This is a genomic window from Agromyces albus (genome assembly GCF_004134825.1).
GTDB classification, from domain to species: domain Bacteria; phylum Actinomycetota; class Actinomycetes; order Actinomycetales; family Microbacteriaceae; genus Agromyces; species Agromyces albus.
Genome location: NZ_SDPN01000016.1, coordinates 1 through 20,798, shown reverse-complemented (window position 1 = coordinate 20,798; position 20,798 = coordinate 1). Strand labels below are relative to the sequence as shown.

Annotated in this window: 16 protein-coding genes and 1 pseudogene; 7 read left to right on the top strand and 10 right to left on the bottom strand. The window is 65.7% G+C overall.

Annotated elements, in window-relative coordinates:
- Nucleotides 1-17: 17 nt before the first annotated feature.
- Nucleotides 18-617 carry a TetR/AcrR family transcriptional regulator gene (locus tag ESP51_RS10215; RefSeq protein WP_206737273.1) on the top strand — a complete coding sequence of 200 codons (600 nt, stop codon included), beginning with the start codon at nt 18-20 and terminating at the stop codon, nt 615-617.
- Between the two features lie 62 nt (nt 618-679).
- Here the strand turns inward: ESP51_RS10215 and ESP51_RS10210 are convergent, their stop codons facing one another.
- From ESP51_RS10210 to ESP51_RS10200, 3 genes are all read right to left on the bottom strand, one after another.
- Nucleotides 680-1,198, bottom strand: coding sequence for a nuclear transport factor 2 family protein (locus tag ESP51_RS10210; protein WP_129520800.1), 519 nt, complete (start codon nt 1,196-1,198; stop codon nt 680-682).
- 65 nt (nt 1,199-1,263) lie between these two features.
- Nucleotides 1,264-2,079 carry an oxidoreductase gene (locus ESP51_RS10205; RefSeq protein WP_129520799.1) on the bottom strand — a complete coding sequence of 272 codons (816 nt, stop codon included), beginning with the start codon at nt 2,077-2,079 and terminating at the stop codon, nt 1,264-1,266.
- Nucleotides 2,080-2,582: 503 nt separating this feature from the next.
- Nucleotides 2,583-3,518: an alpha/beta hydrolase gene (locus tag ESP51_RS10200; protein ID WP_129520798.1), complete on the bottom strand. Its 936-nt coding sequence runs from the start codon at nt 3,516-3,518 to the stop codon at nt 2,583-2,585.
- 122 nt (nt 3,519-3,640) lie between these two features.
- Here ESP51_RS10200 and ESP51_RS10195 point away from each other — a divergent pair, with 122 nt between their 5' ends.
- From ESP51_RS10195 to ESP51_RS21250, 3 genes and pseudogenes are all read left to right on the top strand, one after another.
- Nucleotides 3,641-4,207, top strand: coding sequence for a TetR/AcrR family transcriptional regulator (locus ESP51_RS10195; RefSeq protein ID WP_129520797.1), 567 nt, complete (start codon nt 3,641-3,643; stop codon nt 4,205-4,207).
- A gap of 208 nt (nt 4,208-4,415) precedes the next feature.
- Entirely contained in the window at nt 4,416-5,699 is a 1,284-nt protein-coding gene (locus ESP51_RS10190) for an MFS transporter (protein ID WP_206737272.1), read from the top strand.
- A 39-nt stretch (nt 5,700-5,738) separates the two neighbouring features.
- Nucleotides 5,739-6,047, top strand: a pseudogene (locus ESP51_RS21250) (DUF2188 domain-containing protein); the annotation flags it as partial.
- On the opposite strand, the gene ESP51_RS10180 reads toward ESP51_RS21250, so the two are convergent.
- On the bottom strand, nt 5,991-6,548 hold the full coding sequence (locus tag ESP51_RS10180) for a MarR family winged helix-turn-helix transcriptional regulator (protein ID WP_129520796.1): 558 nt from the start codon (nt 6,546-6,548) through the stop codon (nt 5,991-5,993). The pseudogene ESP51_RS21250 and the gene ESP51_RS10180 overlap by 57 nt on opposite strands.
- Before the next feature lie 488 nt (nt 6,549-7,036).
- Between ESP51_RS10180 and ESP51_RS10175 the strand changes: the two genes are divergently transcribed.
- The 3 genes from ESP51_RS10175 to ESP51_RS10165 all read left to right on the top strand — a co-directional run bounded on the left by ESP51_RS10175 (nt 7,037) and on the right by ESP51_RS10165 (nt 12,389).
- Nucleotides 7,037-9,781 (top strand): alpha-L-rhamnosidase, encoded by a 2,745-nt coding sequence (locus ESP51_RS10175; protein ID WP_164990478.1) that lies wholly within the window; start codon nt 7,037-7,039, stop codon nt 9,779-9,781.
- A gap of 323 nt (nt 9,782-10,104) precedes the next feature.
- Entirely contained in the window at nt 10,105-10,716 is a 612-nt protein-coding gene (locus tag ESP51_RS10170) for a GNAT family N-acetyltransferase (RefSeq protein ID WP_129520794.1), read from the top strand.
- A gap of 137 nt (nt 10,717-10,853) precedes the next feature.
- Nucleotides 10,854-12,389 (top strand): glycosyltransferase family 39 protein, encoded by a 1,536-nt coding sequence (locus ESP51_RS10165; protein ID WP_129520793.1) that lies wholly within the window; start codon nt 10,854-10,856, stop codon nt 12,387-12,389.
- Nucleotides 12,390-12,605: 216 nt separating this feature from the next.
- On the opposite strand, the gene ESP51_RS10160 is transcribed toward ESP51_RS10165, so the two are convergent.
- From ESP51_RS10160 to ESP51_RS10135, 6 genes are all read right to left on the bottom strand, one after another.
- A complete protein-coding gene (locus ESP51_RS10160; protein WP_241843101.1) occupies nt 12,606-15,722 on the bottom strand; it encodes a glycoside hydrolase family 3 protein in 3,117 nt (1,038 codons plus the stop codon).
- A gap of 205 nt (nt 15,723-15,927) precedes the next feature.
- Nucleotides 15,928-17,067, bottom strand: a complete 1,140-nt coding sequence (locus ESP51_RS10155; RefSeq protein WP_129520851.1) for an ROK family transcriptional regulator — start codon at nt 17,065-17,067, stop codon at nt 15,928-15,930.
- 140 nt (nt 17,068-17,207) lie between these two features.
- Complete coding sequence (locus ESP51_RS10150; RefSeq protein ID WP_129520792.1) at nt 17,208-17,780, bottom strand: YceI family protein; 573 nt, start codon at nt 17,778-17,780, stop codon at nt 17,208-17,210.
- Between the two features lie 155 nt (nt 17,781-17,935).
- Complete coding sequence (locus ESP51_RS10145; protein WP_129520791.1) at nt 17,936-18,739, bottom strand: ABC transporter ATP-binding protein; 804 nt, start codon at nt 18,737-18,739, stop codon at nt 17,936-17,938.
- A complete protein-coding gene (locus ESP51_RS10140) occupies nt 18,736-19,797 on the bottom strand; it encodes a FecCD family ABC transporter permease (protein WP_129520790.1) in 1,062 nt (353 codons plus the stop codon). Before ESP51_RS10140 ends, ESP51_RS10145 begins: the two co-directional genes overlap by 4 nt.
- Nucleotides 19,797-20,798, bottom strand: a 1,002-nt coding sequence (locus tag ESP51_RS10135) for a FecCD family ABC transporter permease (RefSeq protein WP_338420343.1), incomplete at its 5' end; no start/stop codon positions are given. The genes ESP51_RS10140 and ESP51_RS10135, both read right to left, overlap by 1 nt.

Sequence of the window (20,798 nt, the reverse complement as noted above, 5' to 3'; positions counted from 1 at the left end):
GCCGCTATACTTGAGTGGTGACCAGCACCGAGACGATCCACCGGGGTGGGCGGGGCGCACGGGAGCGCATCCTGCGCGCCGCGGCGGAACTGTTCTCACGAGACGGCATTCACGCCACCGGCGTCGCCCGGCTCGCTGAGGTGGCCCACGTGTCCAGCCGCACCCTATACCAGCACTTCCCCAGCAAGGAGGCCATCGTCGCCGCCTATCTGGAACGCTTCAGGGCCGAGCCGCCGGTGCCTGCCGTGGCGCAACTGACCCGCGACGACGTCGATCCGCGTCAACGCCTGCTCGCCTTGTTCCGCGAACCCCCGACCAGCCCGGACGCGGTATATCGCGGATGCGTGTTCCACAACGCCGTCGTCGAGGGTGCAGGCACCATGCCCGAGGTGGCGGAACTGGTCCAACAGCACAAGCAAGCATTCACCCACCGCCTGGCTGGGCTTGCCGGCGAAGCAGGCGCCCCCGACCCGGAAACCCTCGCCCGCCGCCTGGCGCTGCTGTTCGACGGAGCCCGTGCGCTGTCCACCTCACTCAATGACACCCAGCCCTTCCGCGACGCCCACAAAGTCGCGGAAATGCTGATCGACCAGGCCATCCCGCCGGCCCCGAACTGACCCCAGCTGAAGATCACCCCCGCATCTTCGACGCGAGGCGGGTCCCGGTGGACCTGGTCCACTCAGGTCCGCCGGGCTGCCGGGCGGGTCTTCGCGACCATGCTGCGGTCCCCCGAGGAGACCATGGCGTGAATGGGTACGGTGCTGACGCTCATGAGCGCCGCAAGGCCCCGGCGGCCCTGCTGGCGAGCGAGCGCCGGACCCATGAGGTGCATCAGGGCGGTGAGGGCCGGCATCGGACGCCCGAAGAGCGTGATCTCCGTAATGCGTGCTTGGTCGTCGAGCCGCAGCATCTGCACCTCCTCGAACGACTGGGAACCCACCCGCGCCCGGTAGACCAGGGCGTACGTGTCGCCCTCGCCGGTCTGGGTGTGGAAACGGACGTCCTTGACCGCCGCGAACGCCACGGTCAGGAAGTCGCGCAGCTGGTCAGATCCCTCGAAGGGGAACTGGTCGGTGAGCGGCGAGCTGAGCACGACGTCCGGGCTCAGGCAGGCGACCGCGGCTTCGACATCACCGCGTTCCTCGGCGGAGCGCCAGCGCGCGACGGTAGTTGCAGCGGAGTGCAGGGTCTCGGACACGGGTCTCTCCTTGTATCAACGGCGCGAACGGGTTTGTGGGTGGCGGGATGCGCGGGAGGCGGGTGTCAGCCGGCGAGCTTGTTCATGTTGCGGATCTGCTTGTCCAGGACCCAGGCGGGAACGAAGCGGAGTAGGCGTGCGCGTCCGGCCATGGGGCCGGCGGCGTAGCGCAGTTTCGGCTTCGTGTCGGTCGCTGCCGTGACGACCGCTTTGGCGACCACGGCGGGGTCGTCGCCGCCCATGATCGCCTCAGCCATCAGGCGGTCGAAGACGTGCCGCTGATCCGCGTAGACCGGCAGAGGCGAATCGGGCTTCGCGCTGTTGGCCTCGAATCCGGTCCTGGTGTAGGCGGGTTCGACGATAAGCGCTCGGATGCCGTGCTCCCGGACCTCGTGGTCCAGGGACTGGGTGTAGCCCTCGATCGCATGCTTGGACGCGCCGTAGACGGCCATGTAAGGAGCGGGGATGAACCCCTGCACTGACGAGAGGTTGATGATGCGCCCGCGTCCCTGGGCGCGCATGTGCGGCAGGACCTCCTTCACCATGCGTATGACCCCGAAGACGTTGATGTCGAAGACGCCCTGGGCCTGCGCGACGGAGGTTTCCTCGGCCGCACCTATCGAGCCGATGCCGGCGTTGTTGACCAGGACGTCGATCCGCCCGAACCGCTCGATCACCTGCTGGACCGCGGCGGTGACCGATTTGTCACTGACCACGTCGAGGTCGAAGAACGTCACACCGCCCAGCGGGGCGACGCGTGAGGCGTCGCGGCCCGTGCCGGCGACCTCGAAACCCGCCGCGACCAGCGCGAGCGCGGTTTCCTTGCCGATGCCGGAGGATGCGCCCGTCACCAGGGCAACCGGCCGATTTGTCGTCACCATGCACTCCCGAAGCCATCTGGGAAACCGGCCGGTTTCCCCCTAGGACTCATTGTAAAGTGATCGGTTTACATTGCGCAAGCTCAAGCACGGAACTGATCCCAGGCCGCGCCGCCGGTCGGCTTCAGGTGGGGTTGACCGGCGCCCGCCGGCATGGCGGCACGGGCCGGATGACCAGGCACGACATACGCGAGAGCGTCATCCCCATGCGTGTCGGTGTCCCGCAGCCGTACCTCTTCCGACTCTTCCCGGGCTACAGCCTTGACCGGAGCACGGCAGGAGTTTCTCGGGGTCGATTCGCGTTTTCTGGGGACGTTCACGTTTATCCAACGTTTATCCAACGAGTATTTACGGCGCGTAGTTGATCTCGTGGCCCGCCGCTCGGACCCGACTGCATCGAATCGGCTGCGCATCTGGGCGTCCGGCTTGACGAGCCGGTGCGGGCGCCATGTGGGGCCGGCCCCTTCGGCGCGTGCCCCCGCAGCCTCAGCGAGTGAGAGCGCGCCTCAGCGGCTGAGCGCCGCGCGAAGCGCCCGAACCTGCTCGGTGTGGAACTCGCGTGACACTCGCGCGCCCTGGTAAATCGCGTCGAAGCCGTGGAACGCGCCGTCGACGACGTGGAAGTCGCACGGCACGCCGGCCTCGCGCAACCGCCTAGTGTACTCGATATCCTCGTCGTGGAAGAGGTCGAGCGTGCCGACGCCGATCCATGCCGCCGGCAGGCCGGTGAGGTCCTGTCGGCGGGCGGCCGCGGCGTAGGGCGAGACATCCGGGCTCCCGGGCTCACGGCCGAGGTAGGAGGTCCAGGCGAAGCGGTTTTGCGCCGGCGACCAGAAGCGCACGTTGCGGGTGTCGTGGTCGCGCCGGGTGACCGTGCGGTCGTCGAGCATCGGGTAGACGAGCAGCTGGAAAGCGGGTCGAACCTCACCGCGGTCGTGTGCGTAGAGCACGAGGGAGGCTGCGAGTCCGCCGCCGGCGCTGGCGCCGCCGACCGCGATCCGCTCGTCGTCGACGCCGAGCCGGGCGGCGTTTTCGAACAACCATGTGAGTGCTGCGTACGCGTCCTCCACAGCGGCGGGTGACGGATGCTCCGGCGCGAGCCGGTACCGGACGGCGACCACGACCATGCCGAGCGCGCGGGCGAACGCGATGCTCGACGCCTCGTCCTGGGCGGGGCTGCCGACGAGGAACCCGCCGCCGTGGATCCACAGCATCGCGGGTGCGGGAGCCGCATCCGCGGCATCGAGCGCCGTTGGCCGGTAGATGCGGAGCCGAACGGCCGGGGCGCCCTCGGCGCCGGGCACGTCGAGTTCCTCGATCCGGACGTCGTGGGGCGCCGGCTTCGGCTTCGGCGTGCGGCGCAGGAGGCGGACGACGGACATCTTCGCCGGGATGGGCGGGATGAAGCGGGCACTGCGCAGATCGGGATGGAAGACCGACATAATTCCTCCTCTTACCACCCCGACGGGGGCGGGTCATCGTTGAACGGGGTTGATCGACACTATACCTACCGACCAGTTGGTCAATCCACTTCGCAGTGCGACCAGGCGCGTAGGATCGGCACATGGCAGCAGCAGAGGATCGAATACTCGACGCAGCCGAGACGGTGTTCTCAAGCAAGGGCTACCTCGGCGGAGCGCTCAACGACGTTGCCGTTGCCGCCGGCTACACGCGGGCTGGCCTACTGCACTACTTCCCCAACAAGGAAGCGTTGCTGCTCGCGCTCCTCGAGCGCCGCGACGTCCGGCTCCACATATGGGAACTGGTCGTTCCAGGAATGTCGCTTGCGGATCTCTGTGACGTCATCGAGAACAGGATGGCGGAGCTCAAGAGCATCCGGATGCTCATCCAGCTCGGCCACATCGTCACCGCCGAGGCGACCTCGCCCGATCACCCGGCATACGAGTGGGTGCACCAGCGCGAGCGTGAACTTCGCACGAGGATCACGGATGCCGTTCGCCTCTCACAGGAGCGAGGCGAAGTCGATCGCGACTGGGATCCGGAAGTGGCTGCGGCCGTAGTGCTCGGCTCATTCGAAGGCCTCGAGACACAGTGGCTGCTCGATGACGGCGTCGATCTGGATGCCGGTGTCGCGTTTATCCGCGCCCTGCTACTTCCTGCGCGGCGCTGACCGGCCCAGCTGCGGGCGGGCCGTGCCATAGGTGATCGCCTTCCGGCGGACTACGAATTGCAAACTACGAACTACGAACTTGCGCTCGAGTGTTGAATCGTTTTAGAGTGCTCCTACCAACCAGATGGTAGGCATGGTGGCGCTGATGCCGCCGCGATCCTGGTGGCTCGTGCGGGGGACCCCCGCGACTTCAAGGAAGAGGTCTTCGATGAACGTAGTCAAGCAATCCCGTCCGTGGGCCGTCGGCGTCGTGACCGGGATGGCGTCGTACATCGACTCAGCCGCGATCATCAGCTTCGGCATCCTCATCACCATCTACAGCGCCGTGCTCGGGCTCGAGCCAGCCCAGGTCGGGATCGCCTCGGCGACGCTCACCCTCGGCATCGCCGTCGGGGCTCTCATCGGCGGCAGGCTCGGCGACCGCTTCGGGCGCCGGCCGGTGTTCTCGGTAACCATGATCGTCATCATCGCCGGTGCGCTCATCCTCATATTCGGAGACTCCTTCGTGCTGATCTGCGTCGGCGCGTGCTTGGTCGGGCTCGGCACAGGCGCCGACCTGCCGGTGTCGCTGTCCACGATGTCCGAGGCCGCGACCGACCAGAATCGCGGCAAGATCTTGGTGTTCTCGAACATCCTGTGGCTGGTCGGCATCGTGGTAACCATCCTGCTGGCGGCCGTGGTCGGTAACCTCGGCAGGGCTGGGGCGCAGATCTTGTTCGGACATATCGCGGTGGTCGCCCTCGTTGTACTCATCGCCCGTCTGCCGATTCCGGAGTCATCGATCTGGCTCGCCGCACGCGCAGAGCGCCGGGCCGGGGTCGACACGATCCGCGCCGATCGTGCCCGTGTGGCCGATCTGTTCCGGTCCCCCTACCTCGTGCCGGTGCTCGCCCTCGCAGTCTTCTACTCGCTCGTCAACCTCGGCTTCAACACTTACGGTCAGTTCGGCACCTACCTGCTCGTCAACGTCGCTGGCACTGATGTCTCGACCGCATCCATCCTCGGACTAGTCGTAATCCCGGTCGGGTTCCTCGGCGCGATCTGGTTCATGCGCGTCGTCGACAAGCGCTACCGGTTCGTGTACTTCCGGATCGGCGCGGTGTTGACGTTGGCCGCGATGCTGGTGCCGGCGATCTTCGGCTTCACGACGATCACCTACATCGTCTCGGTCGGACTCTTGACTCTTGGTATGGCGTTCGCGGGCGAGTCCATCATGAAGGTGTGGACCCAGGAGCAGTTCCCGACGCTGCTGCGCACCACCGCTCAGGGGTTCGTGATCTCGATCGCCCGATTCGTTGCGGCGGGCGGAGCAGCCGTGGCACCGTTCATCATCGCGCTCGGCGCCCAGTACCTCTTCATCTCCCTCGCGGTCGTGTCGACAATTGGTCTCGGCGTTGCGTGGATCGTGTTCCGCACTCGCGATCGCGCGAACGCCTTCCTCGAGGAGATGCAGCCGGACGATGTCGCGCCGAAGGAGACGGCGAGGGTGTGAGACCGAGAGCCAACACGGAGGTCCCAGGAGAACTCCCAGCGCCCACCCAATGTCTTCTCGACCCAGAAGGAGGCGATCGACCGGGCCCCGGCGATTGTCGAGAACGGCGCTCGCGGTCGGGCGAGATCCCGCATTCAGGGCGAGGATGGCCGTTTCCGTGATGGCGACTTAGGTCGCGGAACGAGTCCAAGGCGAAGGATCAGCAGTAGTCGCCGCTACCTTCCTCACTTCGACTCAAGCCTGTGGAGAGAATGGCGGGTCTATACCGAGACGTCTGAGGTCGTCGCTGGACTAGCTCGATCCTTCGACCCAATTCACGCCCGAAATTTGCGAGAGCTGGTGCTCTGAGACCGAGTCCAAGTCGTGGGTGAATTTTATCGCGAGGCGTTCAAATTCCATGCGGTCCTCGGTGCTCCACCTCTCGAAGATTGATCGGAATAGGCCATCCAGCTCGCCAACGATCTTGTGTCCTGCAATTCGGCCGGCGTCGCTCAACGCAATGATTATCGCTCGGTCGTCTCGGGGGTCTGGTCCTCGAGACACGAGACCAGCTTCCTCGAGTCGCTTCACAACCTTCGTCATGTTGGACGTGGATGTCTGTACGGCTTCAGCCATGTCGGTTGGTCTGCTGGCGCCTCGATACACGAGTTGATTGAGAACGAGGAACGCAAGCAAATCATCTGGAAGGGGAAAGTCGGTGACTTGCATGAGCCGATGACGGAGCTGGATCGAATTGGCCCATACGACCAGTGACTCCACGCTCGCTGCGAAACCAGCACGTTCGACTAATGGGTCGGTAGCTGCCTTGTTGAAAGGTGCGACGAACGCGACCTGCTTGTTCCGGGGCACAAAGACTCCTTCCTCTTCATCGTGTTCGCCGGCGTCAACTTCACTCCTCCGGCGTAGTAGTCCTGTTCATCGGAGAGAGTGTGGGAACTGACCTTGACTCGAAAGTGCGGCCTCATTCATCCCCCACTGGACGCGCGAACCCGTGCGGTTGTTGCGACGGTTCTCGATGAGATCGAGCGCTTGCGATCCCGCGGCGGACATGGGTTCGTTCAGTACCCCGTGCGGGCAGGCCACCAACATCTCGCCAGCGCCTCTCCTTCCCAATTTAATCGTTGTTACGACGATACCAGTGTGTATGCTAGGGAATTAATCGTCGCTGGAACGATATCCCTGAAGGTTCCAGAGCCCAATCTTCGAAGGAGAAGAGAGATGAGCACAGTCACTCAGAAGCGACAGCCCAACGTATGGTGGGTCGGCCTGGATATCGAGGGTCAGCCCGATCCAGATGCGGCCTACGCGCCCACGAACACGTCGGTGAGCTGAGCGCAATGAACACGACTGAAGCGAACGTCGCACAATCCGACGGTGCGAGCAGCGACGCCGGCGGCCGGCGGACGGTTCTTGGCGCGCCCACCGCGTTACGAACTAACGGCCGGGTAGCGCCCCTCGGCATCGACGCCTCGAGCCTTCACTTCAATTGGCGCGCCGATACGACGCAATCTGCAAAGCGTGTGCAGATCGCGACAGCTCCCGCCTTCGAGGCGCTAGACCTCGCCTGGGACTCGGATCAGGAAGAGGCCGGAGCTACCGTTCAGTTTCCGTACTCGGGAGAAGGACTGCAGTCACGAACGAAGTATTGGTGGCGAGCACAATATTGGGACCAGGCTGGCGAGCGGTCGCCTTGGAGCGTACCAGCGACGTTCGAGACCGGGATGGACGACTCAGCATGGAATGCGCACTGGGTCGGCTCTCCTTCCACTTCGCCCAAAGACGATCGAACCCTCTATTTCCGCAGGGAGGCGGAACTTTCTTCGGCTGTGGTTCGGGGTCGCGCCTACGTGTCCGCGCTCGGATGGTACCGGCTCTTCCTCAATGGTCGTGACATCACCGGCCATGCCTTGGTGCCCCGGTGGACGCCGTTCGATAAATTCGCCGAGTATCAGGTCTACGACGTGACAGACCACTTTCGGGAGGGCGTCAACACGATCGGTGTCGCAGTGGCGGATGGCCGATACCGAGGCGTGCTCGGAATCTGGAACCGGCGCGCCAACTATGGGGACCATCTGGGTGTGCTGGCTCAACTTGAGCTCGAGTTGGCTGACGGCTCACACGTGACCATCTCCAGCGATGAGTCGTGGCGCGTGGGGGAGGGGCGTATTCAGCGCTCCGACCCAAAGTACGGAGAACGGGTAGATTTCCGCATCAGCGACTCGGACTGGCTCAAGCCGGGCGGGAACGCCCTCAACGAGAAGGCCCCTAAGCTCCTGGAGCATGTGCCGCCCAAGTTGATTGCCGAGGACACCGCCCGCGTGGAGTCCGTTGAAACCTTGCGAGGCGAGATTTCGCGCACCCCGTCCGGCGCGCAACTCATAGATTTCGGTCAGAACTTCGCCGGTGTGGCCCGTGTGCGTTTGTCAGGACCCGCAGGTCGAATGGCCCGGCTGGACTACAGCGAAGTACTGACACCGGAGGGTGAGGTGGATACCAACTACCTGGCCACTCTCAAACCCGGCGGCCAATGGTTCCAGCGCGATGAGGCCATCATGTCGGGAAGGCCGATCGACTACACCCCATGGTTCACTATCCACGGTTTCCGCTATGTCGCTGTCTACGGGAGCGACTACGACCTGACGTCGTCGGATGTTGAGGGGATCGTATTGTCGTCGCGGATGGACCAGATCGCTAGCTTCCACGCCTCTGATCAGCGACTCGAGCAGCTGTGGCGAAATGCATTCTGGTCGATGCGATCGAACTTCACAGATACCGCGACCGATTGCCCCACACGAGAGCGGAGCGGATGGACTGGGGATGTCCAAGTCTTCAGTCCCACCGCACTTCAGCTGGCTGATTCCGGCCCGTTCCTACGGCGATACCTTCGCAACCTCGCCGCCGAGCAGAACCCGGACGGGACCGTGCCTGCGGTCATCCCCGCTGAGGACTCTCCCGGTCATAGCCGCAACCGCCTCTTTCGCGACGTCGCAAGTACCTCAGTCGGATGGGGTGATGTGGCGGTCATGCTGCCCTGGGACATTTATCGCTATACCGGCGATGAATCCGTACTCCGGAGTCAATACGCCAGCGCTCGAGCATGGGTCGAACAGCTCTGCAAACGCGCCGAGACGAAGCGTCGCTGGTCGAGGCGCCTGCGCTCCGGCGTAGGGCAGCTCGAGCGCTACATCCTCGATACGGGTTACCACTGGGGCGAGTGGCTGCGACCTGACACGGAGATGCTGCCTGAGATCGCCCGGAACTTCGTACTCTCACGGTCGGCAATCGCTACCGCCTACTACGCCAACTCGACGAGGCTCCTCTCCAAAATCGCAGAAACACTTGGCAACGATCAAGACGCAACGCGGTTCCGGGAGCTCTCAGCAAACGTTCGCCGCGCATGGCGTGCTGCATTCGTGCGCCAGGAAGGATCGAGGATTGCGGATGACAAGCAGGACGATTACGTTCGCGCGCTCGCGTTCGACCTGTTGGAGAATCCTGAGCAGCGGGCGCGGGCGCTCGCCCGACTCGTCTCACTGATCGAAAAAGCCGATGATCACCTGGGCACCGGGTTCCTCAGCACGCCGATGCTCCTCTCCACGCTGGTCGATGAAGGTAGACCTGACGTGGCCTTTCGGCTGCTCTTCCAAGAGACCTCACCGTCGTGGCTGGCCCAGATTCGACGCGGCGCGACCACCATCTGGGAAACCTGGGAGGGGTACAACAAGAAGGGCGAGGCACACGAATCCCACAATCACTACGCTCTTGGATCGGTGGTGCAGTTCCTTCAGGAGCGAATCGCTGGTCTCGCGCCGATGGAACCTGGGTATCGACGTCTACGCATCGCCCCACAAGTCGGAGGGGGATTGAGGTCCGCTTCGGTGGTGATAGAGACGCCCTACGGCCCCGCATCCTCAGCATGGTCGCTCGACGACGACAACATCCTTCACCTGAAGGTCCTTGTACCGCCCGGTTCGTCGGCTGAAGTCCACATCGGTGATGCGAGATTCGATGTGTTCTCGGGTGAACACGAGTTCCGCGAGAGGATCCCATCATCGGCTTCGGCCGGATGGGTACGGAAGTAGCCGACTAAAGTCTCGCGAGTCCAAATTGGCGAGCCTCGAGCGAACCAGATCCTCCATTCTCCAGATAGGGGACCTACGATCGCATCGCTGGCGTACTCGCCAGGGCCGGCGTACGCGTGTACCCAGACCTCGCTTGCTCGTGATCCGAGCATCGTGGTGAACACCTTCGTGTAATGGCGCAGGATGCCATGCTTCATCACTGCGGCCGGCTTGTTGCTCTGCTCCCACGGGCAGCACCGAGCGCGAGCGCTCGATCTTGGACGCCCTCGGCATGTCGCGAAATTGGATAGTGCTAGTATCCAATGTGATGGAGGTGGTGTGCCATGCGCATCGAGAGACTGGAGCCCGCCCGGGCCGCAGCGGCGGGGCAGGTGTTCACCGCGAGCCACTCGAACTACCCCGGCTTCGCCTTCATGTTTCCCGACCCGGAAGCGCGGGCGCGAGCGCTTCGGCCGTTCATGGTCGCCACGGCCCACGACGCGGCGCTCCATGGTCACCCACTGGCGGCCGTCGACGACGACGGCGTCCTCGGTGTCGCACTTTGGATGGGACCGGGGGAATTCCCCCTGACGACATCGCGGAAAGCTCGGATGACCCCCGCCCTTCTGCGCGTGGGATGGGCGGCCCCTCGATGGTTCGGCCGATTCATCAGGGTCGGAGCCTCGCTTGAGCGGGCATTCCCGTCGGAGCCCTGCTGGTACCTCGAGGCGATGGGCGTGCATCCGCGGAGCCAACGGCGGGGCGTCGGGACGCAGCTCATCGAGCCGGTCCTCCGACGCGCCGACGAGGACCGGATGCCGTGCTACCTCCAGACCTCGGACCCGGCCAATGTCGCCTACTACGAGCGGTTCGGCTTCGCCGTCACTCAGCCGGCCATCGTCACCGTGCCCGACGTTCATCCCTACATCGGGATGCACCGCTCGGCGGCTCGGTAAGCGTAGAACGCGACCGAACCGGAGCGGCCCGGGGGAAACGTCCGCATGGTGTGGCGTCCGCTGTTCCTCGTCGCACGGTCATGCCGGCTCCACGTGTCGTTCAGTGTCTCGAAACCCGGCTCGCCGAGCGTGGGGTCATGCCCGGATATGGGCGCCTCATTTCCAGCCTTCTCGCCGTTGGATTGCCGGCGGCGCTTTTGGTCATGCTCGCCCTTCCTCGCGCGATCGGGTTCCCGCTGTCGCGGGACGAACTGGCCACCGCGACGTTCGCGTCGTTGTCGCCGGGCGAACAGGCGACCGCTGTGACGTTGGTGGACGCGGTTGCAACCCCCTACTACCTTCTCGTGCATGCCGTGACCTCTGTGCTGCCCGGCGATCTCGGCATTCGCTTGCCGTCGCTGGTCGCGACGGCCGTGGCGGCTGTGGCCGTCGGTGTGCTCGCTGGGCGGTGGTGGGGTGTCCATTCAAGCGCCGCCGCAGCGGCGCTGCTCGCGGCGAACCCGCTCATGGTCGCGTTGGCGGCGACCGCGCGTCCAGCGGCCACCGCTACTGTGTGCGTCGCCCTTGCGCTTCTCTGTGCGGACATCGCGATCTCGGCGCGAGGACAGAGCGCGGTCGTGCCATGGGTCGGATTCGTGGCGGCAACGGTAGGGGCGGGAGTCATGCATCTGTTCTCGCTCCTCGCCGTGATACCCGTCATCGCGCTCGCTCTGCGGCGAGGCCGACGGGCGGCAGTGAGTTGTCTGCTTGCTGCGGTCGCGTCGGCCGTCGTGATCTGCCCGTTCGCGTGGTGGGCGAGCTCACAAACCGGTCAAGTCTCTTGGATACCCGCCGTCGAAGCCCCGGTCGCGCTCGCGATTCTGAGCAACCTGGTGACGTCGCCAGACCGTCTCGCACTCGACGTCCTCGACGCTCTCGGCCTCGTTGCGATCGCACTCGGCACAGGCGCCGCCCTGGTGATCGCGGCACGCGCGAGGCAGATCGACCCGATCGTTCGTCTCACATTCGCATTCGGCGTGGCGGTTCTGCCGTGGCTCACCCTGCTCGCGGTATCCGCCGTCTCGCCAGTGCTTCGCACGGGTTACCTCGCACCATCCACCATCGGAGTCGCGCTGATCGGTGCGAGCCTTGTGCGAGTAGAGGCACCCGACGGAGCGGCTTGGGTACGACACCGTATCGGCGCGCGGTTCGTCGGTGCCGTCCTCCTCGCAGGCATCCTGGCATCGACGATTCCTGCGAACGTGCGGGCGGCATCCGCCGGCTTCCGGCACGATGACTTTCCCGGCCTTGCAAGCGAGCTGCTGGCCCACGCCGAACCAGGCGACATGGTCGCTGTTGTGCAACGGCGACACGAGACGGGTCTGGCGGCCGGCGTAGCCCGATACGCGGGCGACGAGGCATTCGGCAGCGAGGTGCGGCAACGTCTGGCCGCGGCATCCGCATTGTCGGCGGAAGTGCGGCAAATCGTGGCGACAGCGCCACTGCAGACCACTCAGACCCCGGCGCGCGCTTGGGCACCGAACAATTGCTCGGCGTGGGTGGTGTCCGCGGGTGAGCTCAGAGACGATGACGTGCATCTCCTGCGTCGGCTGGGCATCGTCAAGGCGGTTGACGACGGTGAGTCGCGCCGATTCGGGGGACTACGCCTCACACCAGCCAGATGTGATCGATAGGCGGATGACAAGAAGCGCGCCAGAACGACTCCGCGCGACCAGGAGTAGTCCCGGGGGAGTCCATCGATGACGGGTTCAAGACCCGTCCGCCTTACCTATTAAGTCCCGGATCCGCAGCCGGATTGTCGACGCGTGCCAGGCGCTGTACAACGTACGTGCTGCGAGACCGTGCGCGATGACGCACGGTCTCGCAGCATACGCGTTCATGAACAGAGATCAGCCGATGGTGAAGTCCGCGACGCGGAAGTCGCCGTTGAACACGAGATAGACGTCGTGGAGGCCTCGAGACGCCGACAACGACGCGGTCGTTGTCACGTACTCGTAGACGTCGCCCGTGCTGGTCACCTCGGCCGTACCGACCAGCTCTCCTGTCGGCGAGCCGAGCCGAATCTGGATCGAACCGTTCTCGCCCGACGCGTTCGAAACCCGCGCTGTGAACGTCGAGTCGTTCGCGCCCAGCCTGGTGTCGCCGAACTTGATCCAGCCATCACCTTCGGCTGAGACAGCGGTGCCACGTTCCTTGCTCTCGTCGACCAGGAGGACGCCGGCGTAGTCGTCGAAATTCTCCGCACGAGTCGGCTTCGACAGGTTGCGTGCCGGAATCGTCTCGCCCTTCACGCGCACGGTCGCCTGCTGCCGGATGTCCGCGGACGACGAACCGACGAGCAGCTCGTACTCCGACGATTCGACCACCCAGCGATCGCGCGTGACATCCCAGCGGGCAAGATCAGACGCGTCCAGCTCAAGGCGCACCGTCTTCGTCTCGCCAGGCGCGAGCGAGATCCGCTCGAATGCCCGCAACTGCTTATCGGCAGTCGCATCGCGTGAGCTCAACTGCCGGCTGTAGAGCTGGACGACCTCGTCGCCTGCGGCGTCGCCGGTGTTGGTGACATCCACGCTGACGCGAATCGCACCGTCGCCGCCCACGGACGTGCCCGATGTCTTCAGGTTGGAGTAGTCGAACGTGCTGTACGACAGCCCGTGGCCGAACGGGTAGAGCGGAGCGCCGTCGTAATACATGTACGTCCAGCCGCTCTTGACGATGTCGAAGTCGTCGATGCTCGGCAGGTCGTCAACGCCGGCATACCAGGTCTGCGTCAGTCGGCCGGCCGGGTTCTCGTCGCCGAAGACCACGTCAGCCACGGCGTTGCCGGTCTCGGACCCGGCGTGCGTGGTCCACAACAGCGTTTCCGGCTGGTTGTCGAACGTCGTTGGATAGCTGGTTTCCAGCACCACAACCGTGTTGGGATTCGCGGCTGTTACCGCGTCGACGAGTTCTTGCTGGCTGCGACCCAAGGCGAGATCGGTGCGGTCGTGGTTCTCCCTGCCGTAGACGAACGGGTGGCTGCCGACCACGACGACTGCGGCATCGGCTTGGCCCGCGGCGTCGACGGCGGCGTCCACGCCATCCGACACAACCTCAGGCACGAAGCGAGCCGCATCCGCTTTGGAACCGGTGCCCACACTCCCGTCGGGCGCGACGGTCACATAGTGCTCGGGAATCCACCACCAGCTCTCGTTCGTTTCGTACCCGACGTATTGGATCAGAACCGTCCCGTCCGGTTGCTCCTCGAACCGGAACTGCTGCTGCACGTACCAACCCGAGGGCTCGTCCGACGACGTCGTGTATGGCCCGAACGCGCCGCTGAGGTACTTGCCGTTCTCGGCGTTGCGCAGCGTCGAGTAGTCAGCCATCCAGTCGTTGACGTCCCACTGCGACGCGGCAGATGGCGAGGCGTCGGATGCGACGACGAGATCTTCGGGATCTGCACCGGTTGCGGTGAGGTACCGCCCGGTGGCGGAGTCCTTGAGCGTCACTCGGTCGAGTCCTTCCACTCCGGTCACGTCCGCGTGCGCGCCAAGCCGGTCGGCGATGCCGTCGAGGGGCGTGACCTCATAGGGCATGCTGCCGCCGTAGAAGTCGGTGAACACCGTGTCGTGCAGCGGCCCGACGACTGCGACGCTCGGCGTCTCATCCGGGTCGAGCGGCAGGATCTCGGCGCCATTGTCCAGCAGCACCATGGCGTCGGCGGCGGTCCGGCGGTTCAGGGCTTGGTGCTCTGCGCTGTTCAGGACCTCGGGGCCGATGTCGGCGTACGGTCCGCCGTCGGGGTCGAAGTGGCCAAGACGGAACCGAATGGACAGCACGTGTCTGACCGCGGTGTCCACGTCGTCCTCGGTGATGTAGCCCTTGTCCAACGCGGAGTGCAGGGTTGCCTTCATCGCCGACGGGTCGCTCTCATCGACGGTGAACCCGTCGAGACCCGCCTTCAGGACCGCGGCGTACGCCTCGTCCTCTTCGTCGAAGTAGAACTGAGCCTGCGTCACCGCGTGCGGCCCCCATGCGTCGCTGACGTTGTAGAGGTCTTTGTCAGTCCACGAGCGGATGTCTTCGTCGATCGACGGATCGACGTGGGTCGGCCGTCCGTTCACCAGGTTGTACGACGCCATCACACCGGTCGCCGCATCCGCCGAAATCACGCTGCGGAACGGCGCCTGCGAGTATTCCTTGCGGATGCGTGGCGGCAGGTTGGACGACGACACGCTGCGATCGGCCTCTTTGTTGTAGCCGAAGTAGTGCTTGATGACCGGCGCCACCTTGAGGTAGAGCGGATCGTCACCCGACAAGCCCGACCCATAGGCGGTGCCAATCTCGCCGGCGAGAAGCGGGTCCTCGGAGTAGCCCTCTTCATTGCGACCCCAGCGCGGATCGCGCAGCGGGTCGACCACGGGCGCCCACGCCTGCAGACCCCAGAGCTGCGGGTCGAGCGAGTTGTAGGCGCGGAGTTCATCGCCGACGGCAGATCCCACGTCGTTGATGAGGTCGGTGTCCCAGGTGCTGGCCAGGCCAACCGCCTGCGGAAAGACGGTCGCGTCCGTCGCAAGTACCTGGCCCCAGTTGTTGTCGAGGTCGTTGGACCACGCGACGCCGTGCAATGCCTCGGTGCCCGCCTTGAAGTAGGGGACGTCAAGCCGAGGAATCGGCATCTGCGACTGATGCAGGAATCCGAGCTTTTCGTCCAGAGTCAGCCGACCCAAGAGATCGTCGATGCGCTCGTCGAGCGCAAGGTCTGGATCGCGGAACGGATAGTCGTTGTTCGCGCTGGCAGTTGGAGCGGCCAATCCGCTCGCGAGCAGTGGTGCAGCCAGCAGGGCGACAATCGTGGCCGACGTCAGGCGGGTTGAAGAACGGCGACTGGGGAGCAGTGGAACACGCATCGGCCCGGCATCCTCTCGGTGAGTGGCTGACGGTTTTCCCAGTGCCGCCGATCTGGTGGCCAGGTGTGGTTTTACGAAAGCGTGTCGAAGCGTTTCGCGGAAGGTGTGCTTCATGGGTGCGTCCTACTTCCTCGTAGTGGCGGTGACGACCGATTTGCTGCGGGTAATGAGGTGATTCAACGACCGGGGGCCAAGGAGGGACTGCCCTGTCCGTCGAAGCGCTCTCGCGCGTGCGTTTATTTTGTGCCCTCATGAAACAATATGTCAAGGTGCGCAACAAATTCCCTCCTCGAAGGTGGAACTTGCGTAACGCGAGCTGTCAGACGACCCTGCGAATCGCGCTGACGGCCGCTGCCCAGGCGTAGTCGGCGAAGGAGAAGTCGTGGACGTCGATCTCCGAGCGCTCGAAAGCCGGGTCCAGCTGTTCGGCAAGTGCGATGTCCATCGCCGCCTTGCCGGCACGAGCTACAGCAAGACCTTCGCCCGTCACGATCACCTTCTCAGGATCGATGACGTTCATCAGCTGAGCGACGACGACACCGAGTGCGTATCCGGCATCGTCGAGCGCACTCTGCGCTGCTCGGTCGCCTGCGGCAGCACGCTCGAGGACACGCTCAAAGCTGGTGTCGGCCGCGTTGTGAAGGATTGCAGGGATGGTGACGTAGGCGGAAGCACACCCGACGTGGCCCCGATCGCAGGTCGGACCGATGTGCCGCACAGGGATATGACCGACTTTTCCGGGATGCCCGTGCGAGCCGCGTACGAGTTCGTCATTCACGACGATGCCGGCTCCAATGCCTGCGCCCAGGCCGAAGAGCACGAGGGACCTGCGCCCAACCCCCGCTCCGAACCAATGATGGGCGGCCGTGAGTGCCTGCACGTCGTTGCTCATCGCGATGGGTAGGCCGGTTTCCGCCTCGACGAGAGACTCGAGGGGCACGTTGTCCCACCCGAGGAAGTGCGATCCCACGATGACCGAGCGCCCGCGCACCTGTTCAACGTCGCCAGCCAGACACACCCCCACGGACGCCAATCGAGGGTGGGAGGCGCTGAAGCCCCTGACGATCTCCGCTATCTGGGAGACCGCGTCGGGAGCGTACCGAGAGACAAGCGACTGCTCCTCGAGCTCGATGACGTTGGCCTGCAGGTCTGTGACCACCGCGTACAAGGCTTCACCGGTGAGCTTCACGCCAGCGAACTGGGCCGCACTCGGCTCGAGATTCAAGATCTCCGACGGGCGACCACGCCCGTTCGGAGCATTCGTCTCGCCCTCCGCCAGAAATCCGAGCTCGACGAGATCTCTAGCGAGGCGGGTGAGACTCGTGCGCGACAAGCCCGTGCGGCGAGCAAGCTCAGCGCGCGATGCCGAACCGTTGATGAGTACCTCGAGGAGCACAGCCCGCTGGGCGTCGTGCAGATCCGGCCAGGCCCATGCTGGCTCGCTGCGGGAATCGACCATGAATATCTCCGGATCTACGTCTCGGCGCCGATCGCGCCGAGAGCACGAAGGACATCTGCGAGCGGGCACTCCGGCTCGGGGTGATGCCAGCTTTGACGAATTTCACCGGCTGCCGGGCCGGCGATCTGCGCGACCCAGCCTCAAGCGGCCTGTTGTGCGTCACTCTCGCGCTTGATCGCCGAGATCTCGAACTCGAGGGTGATCTTCTCCGAGACGAGCCAACCGCCCGAGTCGAGCGCCATGTTCCACTCCAGTCCGTATTCCCGGCGGTCGATGCGCCGCGTGCCCTCGAATCCGGCACGCAGTGCGCCGAAGGCGTCGGTCTCCACGCCGGTGAACTCGATCGGGATGGTGATCGGTTTCGTGATGTCGCGAATCGTGAGGTCGCCCGAAATCACGAGGGCGTTGTCGCCGACCTCCTCGATCCTGGTGCTCTTGAAGACGATGTCGGGCCACTTCTCCGCGTTGAAGAAGTCGGCGCTGCGCAAGTGGTCGTCACGCTGCGTGTTGCGGCTGTCGACACTGGCGACCTTGAGCACGATCTCGGCAGTCGACTTGGTCGTGTCGTCGAAATCTACGTGCAGGCTGCCGGTCACGTCGTTGAAGGCACCGCGGACATTCGCCACCATGGCGTGTTTGGCCGAGAAGCCGATGCGAGTGTGGGTGGGGTCCAGATCCCAGTCGCCGCTCAGGTCTGGTCGTTTGTCGGTCATGATCTCCCAATGGGTCGTTGAAGGAACCCCAGCAGTCTCTCATCCGCGGGCTGATCGAATGTCCACGGTGCCTGCGGCCGTCATCGGGGTCGGCCATTCCTCCGAACCTCTCGAACCCAGTGCGCGTTCGTCGAGGCCAGGCCCAGGCCACAGCGTCAGCTCGAGACGCGGTGGCGCCCGAGGGGCACGACAAGGGGTGTGCCGCTGCGCGGATCGACGACGACCTCGCACGGCAGTTCGAAGACCTCCTCGATCATGGCCGCGTCGACCACGTCCGCAGGTCGACCTTCGACTGCGACTCGGCCGCGCTGCATGGCGATCAGGTGATCGGCGTACCGGCACGCCAGGTTGAGCTCGTGGAGCACCATCACGATCGTCGTGCCGTGTTCGTGATTCAGGTCGACCAGCAGGTCGAGTACCTCCACCTGGTGGTTCAGGTCGAGGAACGTGGTCGGCTCGTCGAGCAGCAGCACGTCGGTCTCCTGCGCCAGGGCCATGGCGATCCAGGCACGTTGGCGCTGGCCGCCCGAGAGTTCGGCGAGGCGTCGTCCTACCAGGTCGCTCGTGCCGGTCGCGGCGAGGGCACGGTCGACCGCGCGCTCGTCGTCGGCGCTCCAACGACGGAACCAGCCCTGGTGCGGGTACCGTCCCCTCCCGACGAGGTCGCCGACCGTGATGCCGTCGGGAGCTGACGGCGACTGGGGGAGCAGGCCGATCACCCGGGCCGCCGCGTTCGGCGAGAGGTCGGTGATCGGGGAGCCGTCGAGCAGTACCGCGCCCATGCGCGGCTGCAGCAGTCGCGCGACGCCACGGAGCAGCGTGGACTTCCCTGAGGCGTTGGCGCCGATGATGGCCGTGATCCGGCCCGGCGGGATGATCGTGGAGACGTCATCGACCACGGTGCGCTCGCCGTAGCCGAGCGAGAGGTGATCGATCTCGAGGGTGTGGTCCCGGGTCATCCCGCGGTCTCCTTCCGATTGCCGCCGACGATCAGCCAGACGATGTAGGGCGCCCCGATGAACCCGGTCACGACGCCCGTCGAGAGCGGCACCGGCAGCGCATGCTGGGCCGCGATGTCGGCGACTTGCACGATGAGGACCCCCACGAGCCCCGATGCGATGACGCTCTGCCCGCGTCCGATGGCGGCGGCCGCGATCGGGCCCGCCATGAGTGCGACGAACGCGATCGGCCCGGATGCCGCAGTGGCGAGCGCCACCAGCACGCTCGCCGCGCTCATCACGATGATCCGGTCGCGCATCGGCGACGCCCCGAGCGATCGCGCCGAGTCGTCGCCGAGCTCGAGCGCCCGCAGCCGGCGAGTGAGGAGCGAGACGCACGGCAGCAGCGCGGCGATGCCGATCGCGAGCACCGTGAGCTCGGCCGGTTCTGCCATGCCGACGGAGCCGATCAGCCACGTCGTCGCCTCGCGGGCGTCGGCGACCTCGGCCCGCGAGAGGATCCACGAGCCGGCCGAGCCCAGCATCGCCGCGAGCCCGATGCCGACGAGGATGAACCGGTAGCCCGAGAGGCCGCCGCGTGCGGCGATGAGCATCATCGCAGCAGCCGTGGCAGTGGCGCCGACAACGGCGACCGCAGCGAGGGAGAGCCCGGCGAGGCCGAAGAAGACGATGCCCGCGACGGCCGCCGCCCCGGCGCCGGAGGAGACGCCGAGGATGTCGGGCGAGGCGAGGGGGTTGCCCAGGAGGCGCTGGAACAACGTGCCGGAGACGCCCAGCGCGAAGCCGACCAGGATCGCGGCGAGGGCTCGCGGCAGGCGCAGCTCGCGCACCACGAAGACGGCGGACGGCTCGGTCGAGACTCCCAGCGCGCCCGTGACGACCTGCCACAGGTTGAGAAAGTAGCTGCCGAGCATCATCGACACCATGAACAGAGCGAGTGCGAGGGCGGCGAGCACGCTGCAGATGAGCACCACGCGCGCGCGCTCGGCGCGGTGCCCGGCAGCCCAGGCACCCCGGCCCGAATCCGTCGGCGCGGCGACGCGCGTCAGCGTGGTCATCACAGCTCCACCGCACGTCGGTAGCGGACGAGGGCGATGAATACCGGCGCGCCGACGATGCCGAGCACGACGCCCACCGGGACCTCGCCGGGGGCGGCGACGAGGCGACCGAGGAGGTCGCAGGCCAGCAGGACGATCGGGCCAAGGAGCAGGGAGTAGGCGAGGATCCAGCGGTAGTCGGGTCCGCAGATGAGCCGGGCGAGATGCGGCACCATGAGGCCGAGGAAGACGATCGGCCCGCATGCGGCCGTGGCGACGCCGCACAGCACGGTCACGATGAGGAAGACGATGACGCGGGTGCGTGCCACTCGCATTCCGAGCGAGTGCGCGAGCTCGTCGCCCATGGCGAGCGTGTTGAGGGGGCGGCCGGTCGCGAGCGCGGCGACGATGCCGAAGACGAAGAACGGCGCGAGTTGCTCGAGGACCGGCCAGTAGCGCCCGGACAGCGCGCCGACCTGCCAGACGCGGAGCTCGTTCAGCGCGTCGACGTTCGAGAGCACGAGCGCCGACGTGATGGAGGTGAAGCAGGCGGTGGCGGCGGCGCCGGAGAGAGCCAGTTTCACGGGCGTCGCGCCGTCGCGTCCGACGGCGGCGATCGCGTAGACGAGCATGGTGGCGATGCCCGCACCGAGGAACGCGAACCAGACGTAGCCCTCGGCTGCCTGGGCGCCGAACCCCACGATGACGATGACGATGGCGGCAGCGGCACCCGCGTTGATGCCCATGATGCCAGGGTCGGCGAGCGGATTGCGGGCGACGCCCTGCAGCAGCACGCCGCCGAGCCCGAGCGCGGCCCCTGCGGCGAGGCCGAGGAGCGTACGCGGGACGCGCATGTCCCGGATGACGGTGACATCCGTCGATACGGGGGCAGTCGCATCGAGCAGCCCGAGAAGGGAATCGACCGAGATCGCACGCGAGCCGAGCGCGATGCTCGCCGCGCACAGCACGAGGAGCGCGACGACGGCCGCGCCGCGGCCCCCGGCCAGCCCCGCGCGGCGCGC

Coding starts and splice junctions, on each gene's coding strand:
- ESP51_RS10205 (WP_129520799.1), bottom strand. CDS start 2,079: ATGGTGACGACAAATCGGCCGGTTGCCCTGGTGACGGGCGCATCCTCC.
- ESP51_RS10190 (WP_206737272.1), top strand. CDS start 4,416: ATGAACGTAGTCAAGCAATCCCGTCCGTGGGCCGTCGGCGTCGTGACC.
- ESP51_RS10160 (WP_241843101.1), bottom strand. CDS start 15,722: ATGAAGCACACCTTCCGCGAAACGCTTCGACACGCTTTCGTAAAACCA.
- ESP51_RS10140 (WP_129520790.1), bottom strand. CDS start 19,797: ATGACCACGCTGACGCGCGTCGCCGCGCCGACGGATTCGGGCCGGGGT.
- ESP51_RS10165 (WP_129520793.1), top strand. CDS start 10,854: ATGCCCGGATATGGGCGCCTCATTTCCAGCCTTCTCGCCGTTGGATTG.
- ESP51_RS10200 (WP_129520798.1), bottom strand. CDS start 3,518: ATGTCGGTCTTCCATCCCGATCTGCGCAGTGCCCGCTTCATCCCGCCC.
- ESP51_RS10155 (WP_129520851.1), bottom strand. CDS start 17,067: ATGGTCGATTCCCGCAGCGAGCCAGCATGGGCCTGGCCGGATCTGCAC.
- ESP51_RS10195 (WP_129520797.1), top strand. CDS start 3,641: ATGGCAGCAGCAGAGGATCGAATACTCGACGCAGCCGAGACGGTGTTC.
- ESP51_RS10175 (WP_164990478.1), top strand. CDS start 7,037: ATGAACACGACTGAAGCGAACGTCGCACAATCCGACGGTGCGAGCAGC.
- ESP51_RS10170 (WP_129520794.1), top strand. CDS start 10,105: ATGCGCATCGAGAGACTGGAGCCCGCCCGGGCCGCAGCGGCGGGGCAG.
- ESP51_RS10150 (WP_129520792.1), bottom strand. CDS start 17,780: ATGACCGACAAACGACCAGACCTGAGCGGCGACTGGGATCTGGACCCC.
- ESP51_RS10145 (WP_129520791.1), bottom strand. CDS start 18,739: ATGACCCGGGACCACACCCTCGAGATCGATCACCTCTCGCTCGGCTAC.